Here is a 19,893-nt window from a genome sequence, read left to right on the forward strand (position 1 = left end):
ATTTACCTCCATATAGAAATGTGATAGATTTCAAAAGCTTAGCACGTAATTGCGCATACTTTTGAACATAATATCGGCATTCTGAATGGAGGAATTTAGAAACATAAGATAAAAGAAAAATTAAAAAGTAATGAAAACCCTCAATTCACGCCGACATTCATTATGATTTCCTGGGCTACATTCTCAAGCTTTACAACCTGATCAACAAGTCCAGCTGTTGCAACTGCTTTGGGCATTCCGTATACGGTGCAGGTACTTTCCTCCTGACCGATAACATGTACTTTTTTCTTAGATTTCAGATTCCTGATTCCTTCGGTACCGTCCGCTCCCATTCCGGTAAGTACGACACAACAGATCTCGTCGTAATCGGAATCCATGAGGGACTCGTACATATAATTTGCACAGGGCCTTACACCCTCTCTTGTGGGGCCGTCCACATAGTGGATAGTGCTCTTACCGCCGCTCTTCACTACATGCATATGTTTGCCGCCCCTGGAGATGTAAACTGTTCCGGCCTGAAGAACATCGCCTTCAGCTGCCTCTTTTACGTGTACCTCTGACAGAGAATCAAGTCTCTCTGCAAGAGATGCCGTAAATCCTTCAGGCATATGCTGTACCAGAACTACCGGAGTCTTGAGGTTCTTAGGCAGCTTCGGAATAACTGACTGAAGTGCTCTGGGACCTCCTGTTGAACTGGCAATGGCAACGATCTTATTACCGGTAATCTTGCTGGCAGATTTGGTAACCAGCTCGATAACCTTGCGGGATTCCTTGGCTTCTTCAAAAGAGAATGCCTTGGGTGCGGTAGGTGCCTTACTGTTTGCCACAGCAGCCAACGTGTTGATAAACTGCTTTGCAAAGTCCTCACCCCTGCACTCGGAAGCTCTGTCAGGCTTGTGCACAAAGTCAAGAGCTCCCAGATCGAGCGCATCCATGGTAACCTTTGCACCTTCCTTGGTATCGGTGCTGGCCATCATGATCTTGGCTCTGATCTTGAGTCTCTGTACCTCTTTGAGCATCGTTATACCGTCCATACGAGGCATGTTGATGTCAAGAACTACAGCGTCATAGGTATTCTTTTTAAGAAGTTCCAATCCCTCAATTCCGTCTTTGGCCTTGTCAACCACCTGGAATCTTGAATCTGCATTAATAATATCACTTAATACAGTTCTCATGAGTGCAGAGTCATCAATAATAAGAATTTTTTTCATAATTAAGTCTGCTTCTTTCTGATTTTTCGTTCTTCCTCAAAGATAAAATGAATGATATCTTCTCTGGAGGTTTCCTCAATGTACACGTACTGAATGCGGTGCTCAAAAAGTCCCGGCCTGCTCTCCAGTTCCTGTACCTTCAACACGTTACAGATCATCTCATACTCTTTGGGGTAGGCAGTTCCCGGCAGATGGTATGCACAGTATATCGTGCTTCCCTCTTCGTATTTGAAATTAGCCACAAATCGAAGACCGCCGCCGCTGATGTCTACAACAACGCTCTTTTGGAGATTGTCCCCCGGCTCAACAAGATATTTCCTGTTCTTCTCGAAAGCCTCAAGCTCCTCCTTAGAGCACATTCTGGATTTTAACTCCAAAGCACAGCTGAATCTGTAGTACTCTCGCCTTTGCAGTTTCTGTAGTTCACTTGTCAGATCCAGAACCAGAATATACATGTTGTCGCTTCGGTATCTGTCGACAATCTTGGCAAAGCACTGAAAAAGCCCTCTCGTGCTGTAGAAGCAAAGGCTGTACTCACCATCAACAGGTAAAAGAACTATCTTCCCCCTCTCAAAGGGCATCAAGATCTCAATCCTGTCGTCTGAAGTCACATCCATTATCTTGCTCATATAGATGTGCTTGGTCCGTACATCCTCATCCATCCATATCTTGCCCGTAGCCTTCAGTTCCACTCTGTTGCCTGGTGAAATATAGTCAGTGAGCATGTAATAAGTTATCTCCAATCATTAATATAATAATATTATACCCTAATTTGGTGCTGCCGGTGAAGTCGATTGATTGGAAGGAATCTGCGTGCTGCTGAGCTTCCTTCCGGTGATGATATGGGAAAAGAATGCCGCCATTCCCCTCTGCTTGACTTCTGTAACATCTCCCGGATTCATGAGCTGGTTTGCAATATTCTCAAAGGCTCTTACAGACTTGGCATTGGGATATTGCAAAGAAACCGGCGACTGCTGCATAACACTCCTTGCAAGCATCTGGTCCTGCGGGATAGCCCCCATGTATGTAAGCGGCAGTTTCAGATAGCGGGCGACAACTGCGTTGAGCTTGTTAAAGAGCTGCTGTCCCTCGTCATCAGATGAAACCCTGTTTGACACCACCTTGACTTTGGTATTCTCCCTGGAAAACCTCGGAGACTGATTGAGAGCCTTAAGCAGCGAATATGAATCGGTGATGGAAGTCGGCTCCGGTGTAGTCACCAGAATGATCTCACCGCTTGCCACAAGGAACTCCATAACCGCGCTTGAAATTCCGGCTCCCGTGTCAACTATTATTATATCCGCAATCGCATCAAGCTCTGCCAGGTTGACAATAATATAAACGAGATAATCCCTGCTTAAGTTGTACATTCCGGAAATGCCGGATCCTCCTGAAATAAAGCCTATGCCTTCAGGCCCCCAGGTGATGATATCCTTTATATTCTTGCCCTGATAAATCAGATCGCTTAAATTGTGCTTCGGTATAGTTCCGAACATGATCTCTATGTTGGCCAGTCCAAAGTCCGCATCGAGAATGATGACTCTTTTGCCCATCTTCCTGAACTGTACAGCCAGGTTAATGGCTACATTGGATTTGCCGACGCCGCCCTTGCCGCTGGTCACCGTAATGATCCTGGCAAGAGGCCTTTGAGGCATGCCGGAGTTTTTGATTATATTTCTTAACTGTGTAGCCTGATCCATATAAGATTACCCAACAATTAACTCTTTCCACCCAATAAATTCTTGACTATGCGCTGTGCATCAAAGACAGCGATGTCATCAGGTACATTCTGACCGTTTGTGATATATGCGATCGGAGCCCCTGTATGTATCCTGATGTTGTAGAGATTGCCCTTGGCTCCCGTCTCGTCCATCTTGGTAAAGATGAGCTTGTAGGCCACCATCTCGGAGTAAGCATCTGCTATTTCAATAAGATCCCTGTACTTGGTTGTGGCTGAAAGCACAAGATAATTCTCGCATTCCATCACATCCTCGAGAGTACGTATGAACGATTCCACGCCCTGCTTAAGTTCCTCGTTGTGAAGAGAATGTCCGGCAGTATCTACCATGATAAAATCATAGTCCTTGAAATCTTCCGCTGCCTGTCTCATCTCCTCCACCGAATAGATAACCCTGAAGGGGATCTCAAGTATGGACGCATAGGTGCGAAGCTGCTCTGCCGCAGCAATACGGTATGTATCCACAGTCAAAAGAGCTACTTTCTTTTTCTGATTGATACGAAGTTCCGTTGCCAGCTTGGCTATTGTGGTTGTCTTGCCGACTCCGGTTGGTCCGATGAATATCTCAGCTCTGGGTCCTTCCGCATTAATGTCAATGGGCTCTGATTTGCCGAACTTCAGAACCATTTTCTGGTAGACATTGGCAAGAGCATAATCAAAGGGAAGACCGGGTTTACTGATCTTCTCCACCTCGTCCGTGAGCTGATTTACGTATATCTCATCTACTTCATTCTCTATAAGAGTATTATACAATAATTTGATAAAGGAGAGTGTCTCCTCGGATATAGACGGCGTAAATTTACTGTAGGATTCGAAAGGGTAGATTGCCCCTGTGATCAGTTCAGATGTTCAAACCTTACTCATTATAGCGCCTGGTTGGAGGACAGTTCAAGGCTGTCATTCTAATCCTTGGTCTGTAGTCAAGCAGATCAAGGATAGGTGTGCGCTCTGGCGCACTTTATTCAAAGGCAGAGGCGTCAGCCTCTGGCTTCCTTTTAGAACAGTTTCCAGATGTAGTTATGCATTCCGATGCTCATCCACTTCTTCAGCTCTGAACTAAGCTCTACCTGTATGCTATCGACATACTTTCCCCACGCCGGATGGGAATACTGTTTTTCTCTTACATGCGCTACTACAGTCTCTACTTCTTCTGCCCCAGCAGCCTTAGGCATTACTGTCTTCTGGTAACGCACAAGTTCCAGCATATCCCTTTTGTTCCATGTATAGGCACTGAGTCTTGCCATCTTATCAGCGCCTTTTCGACTCCAGCCCATTGGAGTCATGCTCATTCTTTTTGACAGGACATGACTGACATGACCTTCAGTACTACATCCAGGAATCCTCCTGTATCTAAGCCTTGTCTTGGCTGCAGACCAGTTATCAAGTATATAATCAGCGCCTTCTTGCACACGTTTCATTTCCTTGTCGTTTGAGGCATGATATTCAAGCATATCTACCACAGACAGGAAATCTTCCTTACTTCCATCCTTGATCATTTCACAGAGAAGCTTTCTGGCATCATCAGCACTATCCATCAAATGGTTTGTCATCTTTATCAGGTATTTTTTGAGGTGGAACTCGTCCATCACATATGTGATGCCACTTATCCTTTTTCCCCCAGCCTTAATCCAGGCTCCACCATCTGCTCCTAGGTATATCCTCTTTATGCTGCTTATGTCATAGTTGTTGTCAATATATGTGTAGACTTCATCCCAGAGTTCACTGTTTGCTTTGCCTTCATAAGAACCACAGAAGAAATGGGCATTAACAAGGTGATGTCTTGTACTCTTGGGAGCATCCTTTTCAATGCCCTCATGAACATAGATAAGCTTGTTTATCATTCCATTGAGTTTTCTTCCATACTGGTTGACCTGGAGATCCCCCTTTTCCTTCTGGAACTGAAGCGACACATGATCTTCATCAGCCTCTATATACAGATACTCAACCTTGCGTTTTCTGCCTCTTCTTTTCTGTTCCTTGGGGAACTCGAGAGCATGTATCTTATCCTTTACAGTCTCTTTGCTGACCTCATCAAGGATGCTTGCTGCTTGTCCACCTTTACGATAAGAGGTCTGAACGCTCTCTGATAAGAGCTGTGCTATGGCATCTTCTGACATCCTTTCATGAGGGTCAAATGAAAGCATGTCATCCAGTAGATATCTGCGTTCTCCAGTCACCTTGTTCTTAAACAGTGTCTTGGAAAACATAACCTTTCCAATTGAGGTGATAAGAGACTTCTCGTCAGTCCTTACCACTTCCCATCTTTCCTTTCTCACAGGACTGTCTTTTAATATCTGGTTGCAGGTTGTAAGGGTTTCAGAAATGTAATCCAACGCCATCTGAAGCGCTTCATTCCTGACCTTGTATATGAAACCTGCAAAGTCTCTCGGATCCTCTGAAAAATCTTTTGATGCCTTCTGAAGATTTGGTACTCCATTCTCAATAAAATGCTGTATACTATTTAACACAAGGGGACTCCTCCGTTTGGTTATTTTGGCTTGGACACCGTAAATAACTATATCACGAAGGAAATCCCCTTTTTCAATTAATCCTACAAAAACTTTACGCTAGCTCGGATATATCCGGTGAAGGTGCAGCCTTTGTCACAGGCTCCTCAGGCTCTGCTGCAGCTTTTTCATAGGTCTTTGGTTCCTCTTTCTCGGTTTTTAAAAAGCTCTTTTCCAGAAGATTTGAGAGATTATCCAGCTTCTCTTCAATGGCGCTGTTATCATCCTTGACATCCGCCGCGGGTTTGAGGGCACTCCCGTTACTGGAAGCTATGATTGTATCTCTCTGCCCCGAATCCGACAACGCACTGTTTCTCCCCACAGGCCTGGCGTTCTTGTCCGGAGAATATGTCCTTACGGGCTTTTCCGATTCCTCCTCAAGAGCAACGGTCACCTCAATCTTCTGTGCCTGGAAGAAAGAAAAGAATCCACTTTTTTTAGCCGGGCGAACATTCATTACCACAATGTTTTGTCCCAGCTCCCTCTTGGCTTCTTCCGTAGCCTCACTCTCAGTTTTTCCAACATACTTTTTGATAATCATACTATGCAGTTACCATCCCCACAGATTGTAATTCGATAGTCGGTTCTACTTCATTGTAGGATATTACAATAAGATCTTTGTAATAATCCTGGGTCATCTTCTTGAAATACATCCTCACAATAGGGGATGCCATGATGATGGCCATTCTTCCGGAATCCTCCAGCTTTCTTACCTGCTCCCCGACAGCCGTGAGAATGGACTTGGTCCTTGCGGGATCCAGAGTCAGATATGCTCCGGTCTCTGTCTGCTTGATACTGCTCATGATCTCCTGCTCTATCTTGGGATCCAGGGTCACTACGCTGGTAGTCTCGCCGGGAATGAAGTACTTATTGGATATGGCTCTCTTAAGGCTCTGCCGTACATACTCCGTTAAAATATCCGGATCATGGGTTGAAGGTGCAAAGTCAGCCAGGGTCTCAAATATGGTAACAAGGTCTCTGATGGATATTCCCTCACTGAGGAGATTCTGGAGAACCTTCTCAATCTCACCAAGACTCATGAGCTTAGGCACAAGCTCGTCCACCAGTGCCGGATTGTTCTCCCTTAAGTTGTCCACAAGGTTCTGAACATCCTGCCTTGTAAGGAGCTCTGCGATATGCTCCCTGATGATCTCCGTAAGGTGTGTGGCAATGATCGAAGGTGGATCTACAACGGTATAGCCAAGGCTTTCCGCTCTCTCCCTCTGCCCCTCCGTGATCCATGTTGCGGGAAGATGGAATGAAGGCTCCACTGTAGGAATACCTGTGATTTCCTCCTCAACATGTCCGGGATTCATGGCCATGTAGTGGTCAAAGAGAATCTCTCCGTCACTGACCTGTATACCCTTAATTTTAATGATATATTGATTGGGATTCAACTGAATATTATCACGCAATCTGATAATGGGAACTACAGTTCCAAGCTCCAGAGCCACCTGACGTCTGATCATAACAACTCGGTCAAGAAGGTCACCGCCCTGGTTAACATCAGCAAGCGGAATAATACCGTATCCAAATTCCAGCTCGATGGGATCCACCTGCAAAAGGCTCGTAACATTCTCAGGCTGCCTTATCTCTTCAGCCTCCTGTTCTTCAGGAGTTGCCACCTCTCCTTCTACAGCAACCTCTTCCATGGTCTGGCTTGTGATCCTTCCAAGAACAATAAAAGCTGCACCAAAGGTGACATAAAGTATAGTCGGCAAAGGTGAAAAGATACCAAGGCCTGCCACTACGCCACCCACAAGATAAAGAGTCTTGGCTGTACCGAAAAGCTGGCCGATAAGTGCATGTCCGAAATCTGCCTCTTTTGACCCCTTTGTTACAAGGATACCGGTAGACATGGAGATCATCAGCGAAGGGATCGAGCTTACAAGTCCGTCACCCATTGTCAGGATTGAGAAGGTGTTAATAGCTGTATTAACATCCATTCCCTGTCTGATAACACCCATGGCAATACCGCCAACAAGGTTGACCGCTGTGATGATAAGACCCGCGGTGGCATCTCCCTTTACGTACTTGGTAGCACCGTCCATGGCTCCGAAGAAGCTGGCCTCTTCCTGGATCTTTTCCCTTCGGTTCTTGGCTTCGGCATCCGTGATGGCGCCGGTATTAAGGTCCGCGTCTATGGCCATCTGCTTACCGGGCATAGCGTCCAAAGTAAATCTTGCCGATACTTCAGCTACACGCTCGGAACCTTTGTTGATAACCATCAGCTGAACGATGATGAGAATGATATAGATGATGGCTCCGACGATCAGATCGCCGCCGCCCACGAAGGAACCGAATACCTCAATAACCTGTCCGGCACTGCCCTGTGTCAGAATGAGCCTCGTAGATGATACGTTCAGCGCAATTCTGAAGATCGTGGTAAACAACAGTACAGTCGGGAAAAAAGACATCTGCAAAACTTCAGTGGCGAACATGGCCGTAAACATGATCACAAAGGAAAGTGACATATCAAAAGCCAAAAGAACGTCAAGAAGCCAGTCCGGCAGAGGAATAATGAGCATGACAACAGCAGCCACAATGTAAAGTGCCAGACCATAATCAAATACACGACCTTTAATCTTACTAAGATCCATCATTATCCTCCTTTCGGTTTATTACAGTTACAAACGGGTCAGACTTTACCCTGTAAGTGATATACATATGCAAGAACTTCAGCTACCGCCTTGTAGAGTTCAGGCGGAACAAGCTCGCCAACTTCCACGTTGGTGTACAGCATCCTGGCAAGAGGCTTGTTCTCTACTATTTCAACGTTGTTCTCTCTGGCCACTTCCTTGATCTTCTGAGCCAGATAGTCAGCACCCTTAGCAACAACTATAGGTGCATCGTTTTCATCCGCATCATATTTGATGGCAACAGCAAAGTGAGTAGGGTTGGTGATTACAACGTCCGCCTCAGGCAGCTGCTGCATCATCCTTCGCCTTGAAGCCTCCATCATTCTTCGCTTCTGAGCACCCTTTACAGCAGGATCTCCTTCCGAGTTCTTGTACTCGTCCTTTACTTCCTGCTTGGTCATCATCATGTCCTTATGGAACTTCCTGCGCTGATAGATAAGATCAATAGCGGCTATAACGATATATGCGGCTGCAAGACGTATTCCAAGGTCTATGATAAGTGAGCCCATAAGCCCAATGGCCTGCTTGAGCGGTATGTCATACAGAAGGAAAAGAGATTCCGTCCTTCCGGTAAAAAAGCTGTATATAACTGCTCCCATTATTACCAGCTTAAGTATTGATTTTCCTAGTTCAAAAAGCTTCCTGGTGGAAAAGATCTTTTTCATACCGGAAATAGGATTAAGCTTTGAGAGCTTTGGCTGCAGAGGCTTACTTGTAGGTTTGAATCCAACCTGAACAAGATCGCTTACAAAAGCAATGATAAAAGCGATAATAAAAAACGGAGCTGAAATAATAAACATCGTAAATATGGCATTTGTCAAAAGGCTCCGCAGCAGTTCTACGGGTATATACCCTTCGTAGGTTCTTGCCACGTTGGGGATGTTGTTATATATCCTGCTGAAGAGATTCTGAAAGTTGGTACCCATGAATCCATAGCCGATCCTGAGTATCAGAAACAGAGCCATTAAAGAAAAGGCTGTCGCAACCTCCTGGCTCTTGGCTACCTGACCTTCCTTACGGGCATCATCCAGCTTTTTGGATGTAGGCTCCTCTGATTTCTCGGCGCCGTTTGCATCTTCAGCAAAGAACTGCAGGTTATATTTAATTAGTAACCCGGATTCATCATCCGCCCTGCAAACTGTATACAAAATCAGTTATCAGCTCCTTTGTATTGATAAAGATAAAGTTAACTGCCTGATTCATCATGGCAACGGTAAAGAACATTATCACAAGTCCTATAACGATCTTTATCTGTATACCAACCGAGAACATATTCATCTGAGGTGATACTTTGGCAAGAACACCCAGAATGACGTTGGTGGTAAAGGTAATGATAAATATCGGGAGGCATATCCTGAATCCGATAACCATGTAATCCTTGGTGAAATTCAGAATTGCCTGAAGCATTCTGTCTGAATGAATAACTGCCCCGTTTATGGGGATGATCGTAAAGCTGTCCACCAGTGCCCTTAAAATAAACTGATACATTCCGGTAAGGATAAGAGCAACAGTAAGGAACTGTGAATAAAGCGAACCGGTTATTGTCACCTGCTGGTTAGTGGAGCTGTCAAACATACTGACCATGGATAAACCGATCTGCATATCCGTAATGGTACCGGCAAATGCGGCTATCTGGTTACACAAAAGAACCGAAAGTCCTATTACCAGGCCAACCATGGCTTCCTTTAGAACAATAACGGCATAACCGGCCACCGTATTGTAATCCGGCGGATAAAAAGGAACCGCACCGTATAAAAGTATTGATATCATAAGCCCGTAGCCGATCTTGACCACATTTGGAGTCTGAGTTCCGCCAAAGAAAGGACAGACAAATATGAAACTCATTATCCTTACGACAATAAGCAGATAAACTTCAAGATCGCCGTAGCTGAAGGTGTAATCTATCATAGTCTTCTCCTAGCGCACATACTTGGAGAAATCCGACCACAGATTTGTAATGTATCCGGACAGCTCTGTCAGCATCCAGTTACCGATAAGTATTATCATCATGAACACTCCGATAACCTTAGGCACGAAGGTCAGGGTCTGCTCCTGAATGGAAGTAACCGTCTGAAAAATTGATATAACAAGTCCGATGGTCATTGAGGTCAAAAGAACCGGAAGTGACATCTGGATAATAAGAAAAAGAGCATCTCTCATTATCTGATTGATATCTGCTAAAGTGATCATCTCTTAATCCCTCCTCTGCTAATAGAAGGACTTGACCAGGTTGCCTATGATAAGGCTCCATCCGTCCGCAAGCACAAACAACAGTATCTTAAATGGTAACGATATAGTGGTAGGCGGCAGCATCATCATACCCATACTCATAAGTACCGATGCCACTACCATGTCTATTACAATAAACGGTATGTAAATAAGGAAACCGATAATAAACGCCGTTCGAAGTTCACTTACTATAAAGCTTGGAACCAGCACTACATTGGGAATGCTGTCCAGCTCCCCGTCCCATTCGATGCCGTCTATCTGCATAAAGAGCTTTACATCCTTGGTCTGGGTCTGTCCGTACATGAACTGTCTGAAGGGCTTCATCACTTCCGTCATGAACTCCTGTTGGTCCAGATCGCCGTTCTCAAAGGGAATGACCGCATCGTTATAAGCCGTTGTAAGTGTTGGCTGCATAATGAAAAGAGTCATAAAAAGTGCTATACCTATCATTACCAGGTTTGGCGGCGATGTCTGTGTACCGATGGCAGTTCTTGTGAAATGCAATGCTACGACGATTCTGGTAAAAGAAGTCATCATAACAAGCAAAGTCGGCGCAAGAGCGATCAGAGTCAAAGTGATCAGTATCCTCAATGCACCGTTTAACGTACCGTTTCCATTGTCATAGGTAACAGTTACGGTATTTGCAATATTAAGCTTTTTAAGATCATCGGGATCTTCCGAGGAACCGGGATCGTTTATATTGGTCCTCTCATCTGTGGTTCCCGTAAGATTGGATTCTCTTTCTGTAGTGGGATCTGTGGGAGTGGTATCTACAACGACACTTTCCGTAGCCTTTGCCTGAAGAGGAACCGCAAAGGTGAGGAAAGAAAACATAAAAAGAAGGGCAAGGGCCGCAATAAGCCCTTTCCTCAGAAGTCTTCTGACAGAATTATCCAGTTTAAACACTCCCCGTCTTTTGTTCATCTACTTCTTTTTCTCACTCTTAAATTTTTCAAGGATATCCTTGAAACTTAAGGCATCTTCAGGTCCATCCTCCTTGAAAACAAGGTCCTCCTTGGATATATCCCCTAAAAATGTTACTTCATCTTTGCCCACGGCAATAGCAAAGTACCTCTGCCCTACCCGGACTATCTGAATATACTTTGTAGTTGATATCCTGGCAGTCTCCAGGATCTCTATGTTACCGGTAGAGGTCTTTTCCTTCTGGTAGCCTGCCATCCATTTGGTAAAAAAGTAGGTGGCAGCCAGTACGATTACGAATACCAGTAACATAGTCACGAACTGCAAAAAAGAATTCATTCCCCTAAATATGCTCCCCAATCACTGTACAATTTCAGTTACACGGACGCCAAAACTTTCTTCGATAACTACTACTTCTCCCTTGGCTACAAACTTGCCGTTAACAAGAACATCCACAGGCTCACCGGCAACCTTATCAAGCTCGATGATGGTACCCGGCGCAAAATCAAGGATATCTGAAATAGGCTTAGCTGTTCGTCCAAGCTCAACAGTAACTTCAAGCGGTACATCTTTGATGATTCCAATGTTCTCCCCGCCTGCCATAATGGTGGTTCCGCCTGCGAAGGTCTGGAACTGGGCCGGCTGGATGTTCATATTCATCATCTGAGGTGTCATCTGCATCTGAGGCATAGCCATCTGGGGCATTCCCATCTGTGGCATTGCCATCTGCGGCATAGGCTGTGCCATCATGGAAGGATCCATTGCAGGCATAGGAGAAGGTGCCGGTGCAGGCATGGGCTCCGGTGCAGGTGCGGGCGCAGGTGCCGGTGCAGGCTCGGGTTCTGAGGATGTGGCATCTCCTGCAATGACCGTATCCTTAAGAGCCTTGGCAAAGTCAATGGGATACAGCTGCATAAGAGTTGAATCCACAAGATCTCCCACCTGCATCTTGAAGGAAATCTTAACGAAGGTTCCCGTCAAGAATTCTGCAATATCAGAAGGATCATTGTTGATCATATCCAGCAGTGTAGCCTGAGGCGGACTGATATCAACCTTCTGATTGATCATGGTGGAAAGAGATGTGGCAGCAGCACCCATCATCTGGTTCATAGCCTCAGAGATGGCTGACAGCTGAAGTTCTCCGATCTCACCGTCTGTATTGGTTCCGTCACCACCCATCATAAGGTCGGTGATGACCATTACATCGTGTTCCTTAAGAATAAGAATATTGGTTCCGTCAAGACCTACAGTATATTTGATCTGGATAAATACACAGGGCCTCTCATAGTTGTCGATGACATTCTCCCAGTTGGCAAGTTCAACCTGAGGTGTTGTGATATTTACCTTCTGATTAACCAGTGAATACAGCGTAGTAGCTGAAGATCCCATACTGATATTGGCTACTTCACCAATGGCATCCTTTTCAGAGTCAGTCAGAAGAGTCTCATCAATATTACCTCCCCCTATAGGCGGTGATGCGGCAGCAGCTTCCGCCGGTGCCTCCATACCAGAATCTACAGGAGCATCTGCAGGCGCAGCGTCCCCACCGGAAGTATCCATACCGGCTAACAAAGCATTAATTTCGTCCTGAGATAACATTCCATCCATGCTCCTACTCTTCCTCCTCTCTTACAACCGACGTTATACGTACGGCATATTTATCTTTTGCGGTACCGGGCAAAGCTGTGAATTTATATATATTGCCCACGTAAACCTGCATATCTGTATTAACTCTGTTATCAAGTCTGATAATATCTCCCGCCTGCAAATGTACAAAGTCATTGACCGATACATTGCACTTGCCAAGGATTGCCTTAACAGGCACATCCACATGCCTTACCATAGCTTCCAGATTCTCCTTGTAATCCTCTTCCGCATTCTTCTGCATTGTGGAGAACCAGAACTTGGTATTCAGCTTGTCCATAACACTCTCTAAAGTGAAATATGGAAGACACACATTCATAAGTCCCTCTGTATCACCGATCTTAATATTCAGTGTTACAATGGCGATCATGTCTGTGGGAGAAATAACCTGGGCGAACTGCGGGTTGGTCTCAATCCTCTCCATTACAGGATTGATGGCAACTACGTTCTGCCATGGCTCCACCATAAGCTGCATGCATATGGTTACAAGCTTCTCTATAAGCGGCATTTCAATATCAGTAAAAGGTCTTGGCTTATCAAGGCCGGTGCCTTCTCCTCCAAGCATTCTGTCTATGAAGGAAAAGCCTATATTGGCCTGCAGCTCAAGAATGATCGTTCCCTGCAGCGGGAGGAAACTGATAACTCCCAAAATAACAGGATTCGACAAGGCATTGCTGAACTCCGAATAAGTAACAGTCTCAGAGTTGGCTACAGATACCTGTACATTCTTTCGCAGATAAAGAGGTAACGTGGTAGATAGCAGTCGTCCGTAATGTTCGTAGATCATCTCCAGCGTTCGAAGATGTTCCTTTGAGAACTTGGCCGGACGTTTAAAGTCATAATCCTTGACCTTTTTCTCGTCCGAGGCCTGCATCTGATCCACATCGAGCTCACCTGTACTGAGTGCTGAAAGCAGACTATCTATTTCGCTTTGTGACAGTACTTCACTCAAAACGTATCTCCTCTCAATTTAGTCAGCTTTTAGTCAGTCCATCAGGAAAAGATAACTTTACTGAAGCTCACACTGTAGATAAAGTTTGAGCCAAACAGTTCCTGAATGGCATCAAGGATTTCTGTCTGTATACCTTCCGTGTCAGCCTGAATCTCTTCCATGGAATGTGCAGAGATCACATCATTAACCTTGGACTTCATAAGTTCCTTCATGCTGGTAAGCTTCTCTTCGGTACCCATGGTGGCGTAATCCGGTGAAGCTGTGTTCATGGAGAAAACGATATCAACAACCATGATATGGCTGGATCCGTCGGAGCTGGGTTTCAAATTGATCATCATCTCATCGTCACCGGCCAGGTTGAATACTGCCAGGTCAGTAACAGCAACGTTGCCTGATGCGGAGCCGGAAAATCCTCCGGTATTGCCGCCGTTAGCTTCAAGTTCAAGAGCTCCCGCAATGTCAGAGATAAGCTTTGCTGTCTGAGAGTTAGTGGTCATGACACTTAGCATCATGAATCCGGTCATGGCAAGGTTAACTATTACAAGTGCCAGGATAATGATCGCTAAAAGATTCTTTTTCATAAGATTTATTCTCCTTACGCTTTAATATGAAGCACTAAGTGGATTGTAGATCTTTATTTCAACACGTCTGTTTCTGGCTCTGCCTTCATCCGTAGAATTGTCGGCTATGGGGTCATACTGTCCTCTTCCTGTATGAACAAGATTGGAAGGGTCAAGGTTTGTGTTCTCCGTAAGGTAATAGAAAATGGTAAGAGCTCTTCCGGCACTCAGTTCATCATTGTTGGCATATTTGCCGCCGCCTGACATGGGAACATTGTCCGTATGGCCTTCTATCTCTATTGTTCCTCCGGCATAGGTCTCAAGTATCTGACCCACCTTTTCTATAACCGGAAGGGCATCTTCCTTGATATCCGTCTTACCTGAATCAAAGAGAATTGCTCCCTGGATCGTAAGCTGTACATACTGGCTGGTATAGTTAAGAGATACCACATCATCGATGGCTCCGTTCTCAAGAGCATCTTCTATTTTGCCCGCCAGTTCCTCGGAAGCTTCCAGCTGCTCTTTCTCAGCAGCTTCCAAAAGCTCTTCCTGTTCCATATCCTCTGCTTCCCTGTCTTCCTGCTTGGTCTTGTCTTCCTGAGCAATACCCATGGAAGTCACATAAGCGGAAAGCTGCGTCAGCTGGGATATACCGTCTCCAATAAGAGCTCCCTGGCCTATGGCCATCTCACCGCCGTTAAAGATACCGAATGCAGAACTGAATGAAGCAGCAACCTCTTCAAACTTGGCTGCATCCATATTAGCCATTGAGAAAAGCAAAACGAAGAAGCAAAGGAGCAGGTTCATCAGATCTCCGAAGGTACCCTGCCACGCCGGCAAGCCGGGTTTTATTTCTTCCTGTCTTTTTGCCATTATTCTCCGCCTCCGTCGCCGCTGCCGTTCTCGGCCTCGTAAGCTGCCCTGTCAGCAGGTGACAGGAATGATTTAAGCTTCTCTTCTGTAACACGAGGGTTCTCACCTGCCTGGATTGAGAGAAGTCCCTCTATAACAATGCTCTTAAGCATATATTCCGCATTACTTCTTGCCTTGAGCTTGTTCTCTGCAGGATAGCAGAACCAGTTGGCAAGAACGGAACCGTAGAATGTCGTAATGAGGGCAACCGCCATGGAAGGTCCGATTGACGAAGGGTCCGACATGTTCTGAAGCATAAGAACCAGACCCAGCAGGGTTCCGATCATACCCCAGGAAGGTCCCATTCCGGCAACATCGCCAAAGAATGAATAATTGGATTTATGGCGCTCAGCCATGGCATCTATTTCAGCTTCAAGAATGCTCTTAACAAGTTCAGGCTCTGTACCGTCGACTATAAGCATGACACCCTTTTTCATGAAGGCATCCTCAAGACCGCCGGCAGCTTCTTCAAGAGCAAGAAGTCCTTCCTTTCTTGCTGTATTGGAAAGATCAATTATGGACTTGATAACAGACTTTGTATCATCATTGGGCATCTTGAATATCAGTGTGTATGACTTAAGTCCGCTGAGGAAACTGGGAAGGCTTCGTGATCCCAGAACCGCCATGAACGCTCCGCCGAATGTGATCATGGCCGAAGGAGCATCCAGGAAGTACTTTACACCTGTGATTCCCGCAGAAAATACAATACTGAGGATCATGAATATGAAACATAATCCTACTCCAAGCAATGACGCAATATCCACAAAAATACCTCCTTGTTATATAGAAAGCTGCTTGCTGATCATTTACGTATTAATCATTACCTATTATTCTGATGATCTCTTCAGGACTCTCTTTCACCAGAAGTTTCCTTCCGGAGTACAAAATCAGGACTGTATCAGGCGTAGCCTCAACAGTCTCGATAAAATCACTGTTAACAAGAATCCTTCTTGTATCCATCTTTGTAAGTTCTATAAGTTTACTCATAATTTCACTATTTAGAAATATTTCACCGATATTTGAAACTTTATTTCCGCATACTATTATTTTAACACTTAATACACCCAAAATCTGCTGCTTACGTTCACATTTTGGACACATTTGAACTATAATTTCATTTGTTGGGAAGCTTGATGAAATTTTATTTAGAACATCCTGTCTTCCCCCAACACACCATCCATGAAGATTGCCAAAGAGAATTATGGCATAATACTACATATTGTGGTATTTAAATAATTGTACCACTATTTGTCAAAGATAAATAGCCTTTTTTGAAAATTAGATAATAAAAATGGACCCCTTGGGCATAGTTTCGGTCCAAGGGGTCCATCCCATATTTTTTTAGTGATCTGTTCCTTCCGTGTACAGTTATTATTCTACTTGTAACGAAGGTTCTATTCTATGGGAATTCTATGAAACTTTAATTAAATAATTATTATCTCTTGAGGTTTGTAAGCTCCTCGAGAAGTGTATCGGATACTGTGATGATACGGCTGTTAGCCTGGAATCCACGCTGTGTTGTGATCATCTCGGTAAACTGTGCCGAAAGGTCTACGTTGGACATTTCCAGAACACCGGTGTTCATGTAGCCACCGTCAGTGGTGATATCCTGAACTGTAGGATCTCCTGAGTTAAGGGTTGATGTATACAGGTTGTCTCCCTCTTTTGAAAGACCGGATGCATTAGCAAACTGAGCTGATGCGATCTGTCCAAGGAGCTTTGTCTGTCCGTTTGAATATGTTGCGTAGATCTGTCCGTCTGTACTTACGGATACACCGTTCATCTCACCAACCGCACGGCCTGTGTTAAGGCTTCTCTTGTCTCCCTTTACAGCTTTGATTGTTGAGGAACCGTTGGTGTTGTAGTTTGTAAGAGCTGCGAAATCGATGGTCATGTTTCCGGCCTTATCAGCCTCATCGGGATTTGATGCTGATGCCTGGAAACCGAAGGCTTCAAGTCCGGGATAATCCTGGTTGAACTTCATTGTTACAAGGCCGCTCTTTTCGCCGTCTGCTGTTACAAGCGCACCGTTTGCTGCGTTGAATGCAAGCTGTACAGTGTGATCACCGATTGTAAGCTTGATGCTTCCGTTGTCTGAACCACTGGAGGAGATGATCTCATAGGTTCCGTCTGTTCCGTATGCATCTGCTGCTTCATCGGAAATTCCGTATACTTTCTTCAAAAGACCTGCTGTATCGGTCTTGGCTGCCTCGAGAAGGTCAGCGATATTTCCCTTTACGGGAACATCTCCGAATGCACGAAGTGATGTGTAATTTGATGTTCCGTCTCCGTTATCGGCTGCTGTGTACTCATCTGTTGTGTTCTTGGGATCCTCTGTTACATTGTGGGAAATGCTTACAAGTCCGTCTCCTGAGAAGGAAATCTTGTAATCATAACCTTCGATGTTGTTAAGAAGATTCTGAACGTCCTCATTGGTTGAGAATACATTTGTAAGGATCTCTTTGTAAACATTGCTATCCTCTGTGAACATTCCGGCATTGGATGTAAGGGAATAAGCCTTTGCATACTTGTTGCTGTCAGTGTTCTTATATACGTAGGAAGGAGATGTTGTAGGAATCTCATAAGGAGCCTGAAGGCTTCCTTCTGCCTCGTTCTTAAGCTTGAAAGTTGTATCCCATGCAATAGGATTCTGTGCGTACTGCTTTGTGGGATAATCGATGATAAAAGCAGGTGTTCCTGATACTGATCCAAGGAAGAAGCTGATATCACTTCTGTCTCCTGTGTAACCGCCGATTTCCTCGGTGGAAATTGTATCCATCTGTCCATTCACCCAGGTTGAAATCTGGCTTGCTGTATCCCTGATGTCCTGTGCAGTAACTCCGTTTTCGTTAAGCAGGTCTGCGTAAGGAGCAAAAGCTGCATCATCCATACCGCTTACTTCAGTAAGAAGTGCAAGAGTAAGATTTGCTGTTCCGGGATGTTCTGTGGAAATAATGTCATAAAGGCAATCATAACTTGTCTGAGAAAGATAGTTTGGATCACTTGTGTCTGTAGTATTTACTGCATAGTTGGTTGTTGTATCCTTGGTCTCAAGTCCTTCGTTGAGGATTGTCAGAACCTTTGTTGTTCCGTTGTATTTGTAGAACAGCTTATCTTCTGTATTGTTTGCAGGATCCTGTGCCTTCCATGCATCAATTGCTGCCTGAAGAGTTGTGCCGTTTCCGTCATCGAAGTAATCCTTCTCATTTGCTGTTACAAGAGCTGACGCCTGATAAGACTGTCTCTCTGCTGATGTAGCAACAAGGCCAAGCTTCTTCTGGATAGCAATGCTTCCGCTTGCATATGTGTAAGTATAGTCTGAGCTTACATAAGTTGCTGCATTGGAAATTCCGAATACAGTTGTGAGGTAATCTGCATTGAGATCTCCTGCATTTCCGTTTGAATCAGGGATGAGGTAGGAAGATCTTGTTGCAGGATCAACGAAGTACTTATCGCTGGTTGATGAGAAAGCATAGTTTGCTGTAGCATATGCTCCGTTGGAAACATCATTCTGTGTATAGGAAATTGTGATGGCTCCGGTTGTAGGGTTGATCTCGTAGGTTGCGTTTACCTTATCTGCGTAAGCTGCCTCGTCACCGTCTGTTACGCCATAAGCTGACTTAAGAAGTCCCTTATAGCTCTTTTTACTTGTGCTGAGAATATCTGCAAGGTTACCGGACTGGGGAACGTTCTCGTACTTAACATCTCCGCCTTCTGCATTGATGGTAACGTGCTCGCCGGTTGCATCTGTAACGAATGAGTACTTGGAATCAGCTGCTATATCCTGAGTTCTTGTGGTTGCCTCTGTATCTCCGAAAGTAATGTTATCAAGAACGCCTGATCCAAGAGACTTTCCTGTGGAATCAAGTACGTCTGAAAGTGAAAGTGCATAGAGGTGATCTGTTGCTGTATTTTTAAGGATGAATTTGCCTGTGTAAAGATATCCCTTGTTGTCATAGAACTCAAGGGTGATGGTCTTACCGTCATCTGAGAGGATGTTAGTATCGTTGTCGTCGATGTTTCCTGAGAACAGGGATGCTGTTGTGGAAGCAGGTGAATATGTGCTGTTAGCAGCGCTCATGATCTGAAGGCTTGAAAGACCGCCGTTCTTATTGATCGTGATGGCACCTGTCTCTCTGTCTTCCTGTGCTACCCAGCCCTGTACAAGATATCCGTTTGACTGCATTGCCAGGTTTCCTGCACCGTCAACGTAGAAAGAACCGTCTCTTGTATAGAGGTTCTCTGTACCGTTGTTAACGATAAAGAATGAGTTACCTGTGATCATGATATCAAAGGGATTGTTTGTGGTCTGAGTTGCACCCTGAGATGTAATTGCTGTATTGATAGCACCTGACTTAGCGCCAAGACCGATCTGACGTGCGTTTACACCACCCTTTGTCTCGGTAGCGCCTGATGCGGTCTGGGTTGTCTGGTACATAAGGTCTGAAAATGTAATAGACTGGGATTTGAAAGATGTGGTGTTAACATTGGCAATGTTGTTACCAATAACATCCATCTTGGTCTGATGTGTCTTGAGTCCGGCTACACCAGAATAAAGTGATCTCATCATAAGGCAAAGT

19 protein-coding genes are annotated in these 19,893 nt (G+C 44.9%); all 19 read right to left on the minus strand.

Going from position 1 to position 19,893, the window contains the following annotated elements; translation table 11 throughout:
• Positions 1-140: 140 nt before the first annotated feature.
• Positions 141-1,211, minus strand: coding sequence for a protein-glutamate methylesterase/protein-glutamine glutaminase (locus tag T456_RS0113260; protein ID WP_081749097.1), 1,071 nt, complete (start codon positions 1,209-1,211; stop codon positions 141-143).
• A 2-nt stretch (positions 1,212-1,213) separates the two neighbouring features.
• On the minus strand, positions 1,214-1,936 hold the full coding sequence (locus T456_RS0113265) for a flagellar brake protein (RefSeq protein WP_024866430.1): 723 nt from the start codon (positions 1,934-1,936) through the stop codon (positions 1,214-1,216).
• A 42-nt stretch (positions 1,937-1,978) separates the two neighbouring features.
• Positions 1,979-2,911, minus strand: a complete 933-nt coding sequence (locus T456_RS0113270; protein ID WP_024866429.1) for a MinD/ParA family protein — start codon at positions 2,909-2,911, stop codon at positions 1,979-1,981.
• Between the two features lie 17 nt (positions 2,912-2,928).
• The gene (locus T456_RS20230; protein WP_242835985.1) at positions 2,929-3,702 is read right to left on the minus strand and encodes a DEAD/DEAH box helicase family protein; all 774 of its coding nucleotides are present in this window, start codon (positions 3,700-3,702) and stop codon (positions 2,929-2,931) included.
• A gap of 242 nt (positions 3,703-3,944) precedes the next feature.
• Entirely contained in the window at positions 3,945-5,417 is a 1,473-nt protein-coding gene (locus tag T456_RS0113280; RefSeq protein ID WP_024864352.1) for an ISLre2 family transposase, read from the minus strand.
• Positions 5,418-5,511: 94 nt separating this feature from the next.
• Positions 5,512-5,997 (minus strand): hypothetical protein, encoded by a 486-nt coding sequence (locus T456_RS0113285; protein ID WP_024866510.1) that lies wholly within the window; start codon positions 5,995-5,997, stop codon positions 5,512-5,514.
• Between the two features lies 1 nt (position 5,998).
• Entirely contained in the window at positions 5,999-8,056 is a 2,058-nt protein-coding gene (gene flhA, locus T456_RS0113290; protein ID WP_035802112.1) for a flagellar biosynthesis protein FlhA, read from the minus strand.
• Positions 8,057-8,094: 38 nt separating this feature from the next.
• Positions 8,095-9,243 (minus strand): flagellar biosynthesis protein FlhB, encoded by a 1,149-nt coding sequence (gene flhB / locus T456_RS0113295; RefSeq protein WP_024866511.1) that lies wholly within the window; start codon positions 9,241-9,243, stop codon positions 8,095-8,097.
• Complete coding sequence (locus T456_RS0113300) at positions 9,218-10,003, minus strand: flagellar biosynthetic protein FliR (RefSeq protein WP_024866512.1); 786 nt, start codon at positions 10,001-10,003, stop codon at positions 9,218-9,220. The genes flhB and T456_RS0113300 overlap by 26 nt, the downstream gene beginning before the upstream one ends.
• A gap of 9 nt (positions 10,004-10,012) precedes the next feature.
• Positions 10,013-10,285, minus strand: coding sequence for a flagellar biosynthesis protein FliQ (fliQ, locus tag T456_RS0113305; RefSeq protein ID WP_024866513.1), 273 nt, complete (start codon positions 10,283-10,285; stop codon positions 10,013-10,015).
• Positions 10,286-10,303: 18 nt separating this feature from the next.
• Positions 10,304-11,248 (minus strand): flagellar type III secretion system pore protein FliP, encoded by a 945-nt coding sequence (fliP, locus tag T456_RS0113310; protein ID WP_024866514.1) that lies wholly within the window; start codon positions 11,246-11,248, stop codon positions 10,304-10,306.
• Entirely contained in the window at positions 11,249-11,584 is a 336-nt protein-coding gene (locus T456_RS0113315) for a flagellar biosynthetic protein FliO (RefSeq protein ID WP_081749106.1), read from the minus strand.
• Positions 11,585-11,605: 21 nt separating this feature from the next.
• Positions 11,606-12,853, minus strand: coding sequence for a flagellar motor switch phosphatase FliY (gene fliY, locus T456_RS0113320; protein WP_024866516.1), 1,248 nt, complete (start codon positions 12,851-12,853; stop codon positions 11,606-11,608).
• A 4-nt stretch (positions 12,854-12,857) separates the two neighbouring features.
• The gene (fliM, locus tag T456_RS0113325; protein WP_024866517.1) at positions 12,858-13,841 is read right to left on the minus strand and encodes a flagellar motor switch protein FliM; all 984 of its coding nucleotides are present in this window, start codon (positions 13,839-13,841) and stop codon (positions 12,858-12,860) included.
• Positions 13,842-13,882: 41 nt separating this feature from the next.
• A complete protein-coding gene (locus T456_RS0113330) occupies positions 13,883-14,422 on the minus strand; it encodes a flagellar basal body-associated FliL family protein (protein WP_024866518.1) in 540 nt (179 codons plus the stop codon).
• 21 nt (positions 14,423-14,443) lie between these two features.
• Positions 14,444-15,274, minus strand: coding sequence for an OmpA/MotB family protein (locus T456_RS0113335; RefSeq protein WP_024866519.1), 831 nt, complete (start codon positions 15,272-15,274; stop codon positions 14,444-14,446).
• A complete protein-coding gene (locus T456_RS0113340) occupies positions 15,274-16,077 on the minus strand; it encodes a motility protein A (RefSeq protein ID WP_024866520.1) in 804 nt (267 codons plus the stop codon). The genes T456_RS0113335 and T456_RS0113340 overlap by 1 nt, the downstream gene beginning before the upstream one ends.
• A 49-nt stretch (positions 16,078-16,126) precedes the next feature.
• Entirely contained in the window at positions 16,127-16,300 is a 174-nt protein-coding gene (locus T456_RS22085; RefSeq protein WP_081749107.1) for a flagellar FlbD family protein, read from the minus strand.
• A 448-nt stretch (positions 16,301-16,748) separates the two neighbouring features.
• Positions 16,749-19,883 carry a flagellar hook-basal body complex protein gene (locus T456_RS23870; RefSeq protein ID WP_024866521.1) on the minus strand — a complete coding sequence of 1,045 codons (3,135 nt, stop codon included), beginning with the start codon at positions 19,881-19,883 and terminating at the stop codon, positions 16,749-16,751.
• Positions 19,884-19,893: the final 10 nt, after the last annotated feature.

It is taken from the genome of Butyrivibrio sp. FCS014 (assembly GCF_000526935.1).
Taxonomy (GTDB): domain Bacteria; phylum Bacillota; class Clostridia; order Lachnospirales; family Lachnospiraceae; genus Butyrivibrio.

Coding starts and splice junctions, on each gene's coding strand:
- T456_RS23870 (WP_024866521.1), bottom strand. CDS start 19,883: ATGATGAGATCACTTTATTCTGGTGTAGCCGGACTCAAGACACATCAG.
- T456_RS0113265 (WP_024866430.1), bottom strand. CDS start 1,936: ATGCTCACTGACTATATTTCACCAGGCAACAGAGTGGAACTGAAGGCT.
- fliY (WP_024866516.1), bottom strand. CDS start 12,853: ATGGATGGAATGTTATCTCAGGACGAAATTAATGCTTTGTTAGCCGGT.
- T456_RS0113270 (WP_024866429.1), bottom strand. CDS start 2,911: ATGGATCAGGCTACACAGTTAAGAAATATAATCAAAAACTCCGGCATG.
- flhA (WP_035802112.1), bottom strand. CDS start 8,056: ATGGATCTTAGTAAGATTAAAGGTCGTGTATTTGATTATGGTCTGGCA.
- fliP (WP_024866514.1), bottom strand. CDS start 11,248: ATGAACAAAAGACGGGGAGTGTTTAAACTGGATAATTCTGTCAGAAGA.
- T456_RS0113315 (WP_081749106.1), bottom strand. CDS start 11,584: ATGAATTCTTTTTTGCAGTTCGTGACTATGTTACTGGTATTCGTAATC.
- fliQ (WP_024866513.1), bottom strand. CDS start 10,285: ATGATCACTTTAGCAGATATCAATCAGATAATGAGAGATGCTCTTTTT.
- T456_RS0113260 (WP_081749097.1), bottom strand. CDS start 1,211: ATGAAAAAAATTCTTATTATTGATGACTCTGCACTCATGAGAACTGTA.
- T456_RS0113300 (WP_024866512.1), bottom strand. CDS start 10,003: ATGATAGATTACACCTTCAGCTACGGCGATCTTGAAGTTTATCTGCTT.
- T456_RS0113335 (WP_024866519.1), bottom strand. CDS start 15,274: ATGGCAAAAAGACAGGAAGAAATAAAACCCGGCTTGCCGGCGTGGCAG.
- T456_RS22085 (WP_081749107.1), bottom strand. CDS start 16,300: ATGAGTAAACTTATAGAACTTACAAAGATGGATACAAGAAGGATTCTT.
- T456_RS0113285 (WP_024866510.1), bottom strand. CDS start 5,997: ATGATTATCAAAAAGTATGTTGGAAAAACTGAGAGTGAGGCTACGGAA.
- T456_RS0113330 (WP_024866518.1), bottom strand. CDS start 14,422: ATGAAAAAGAATCTTTTAGCGATCATTATCCTGGCACTTGTAATAGTT.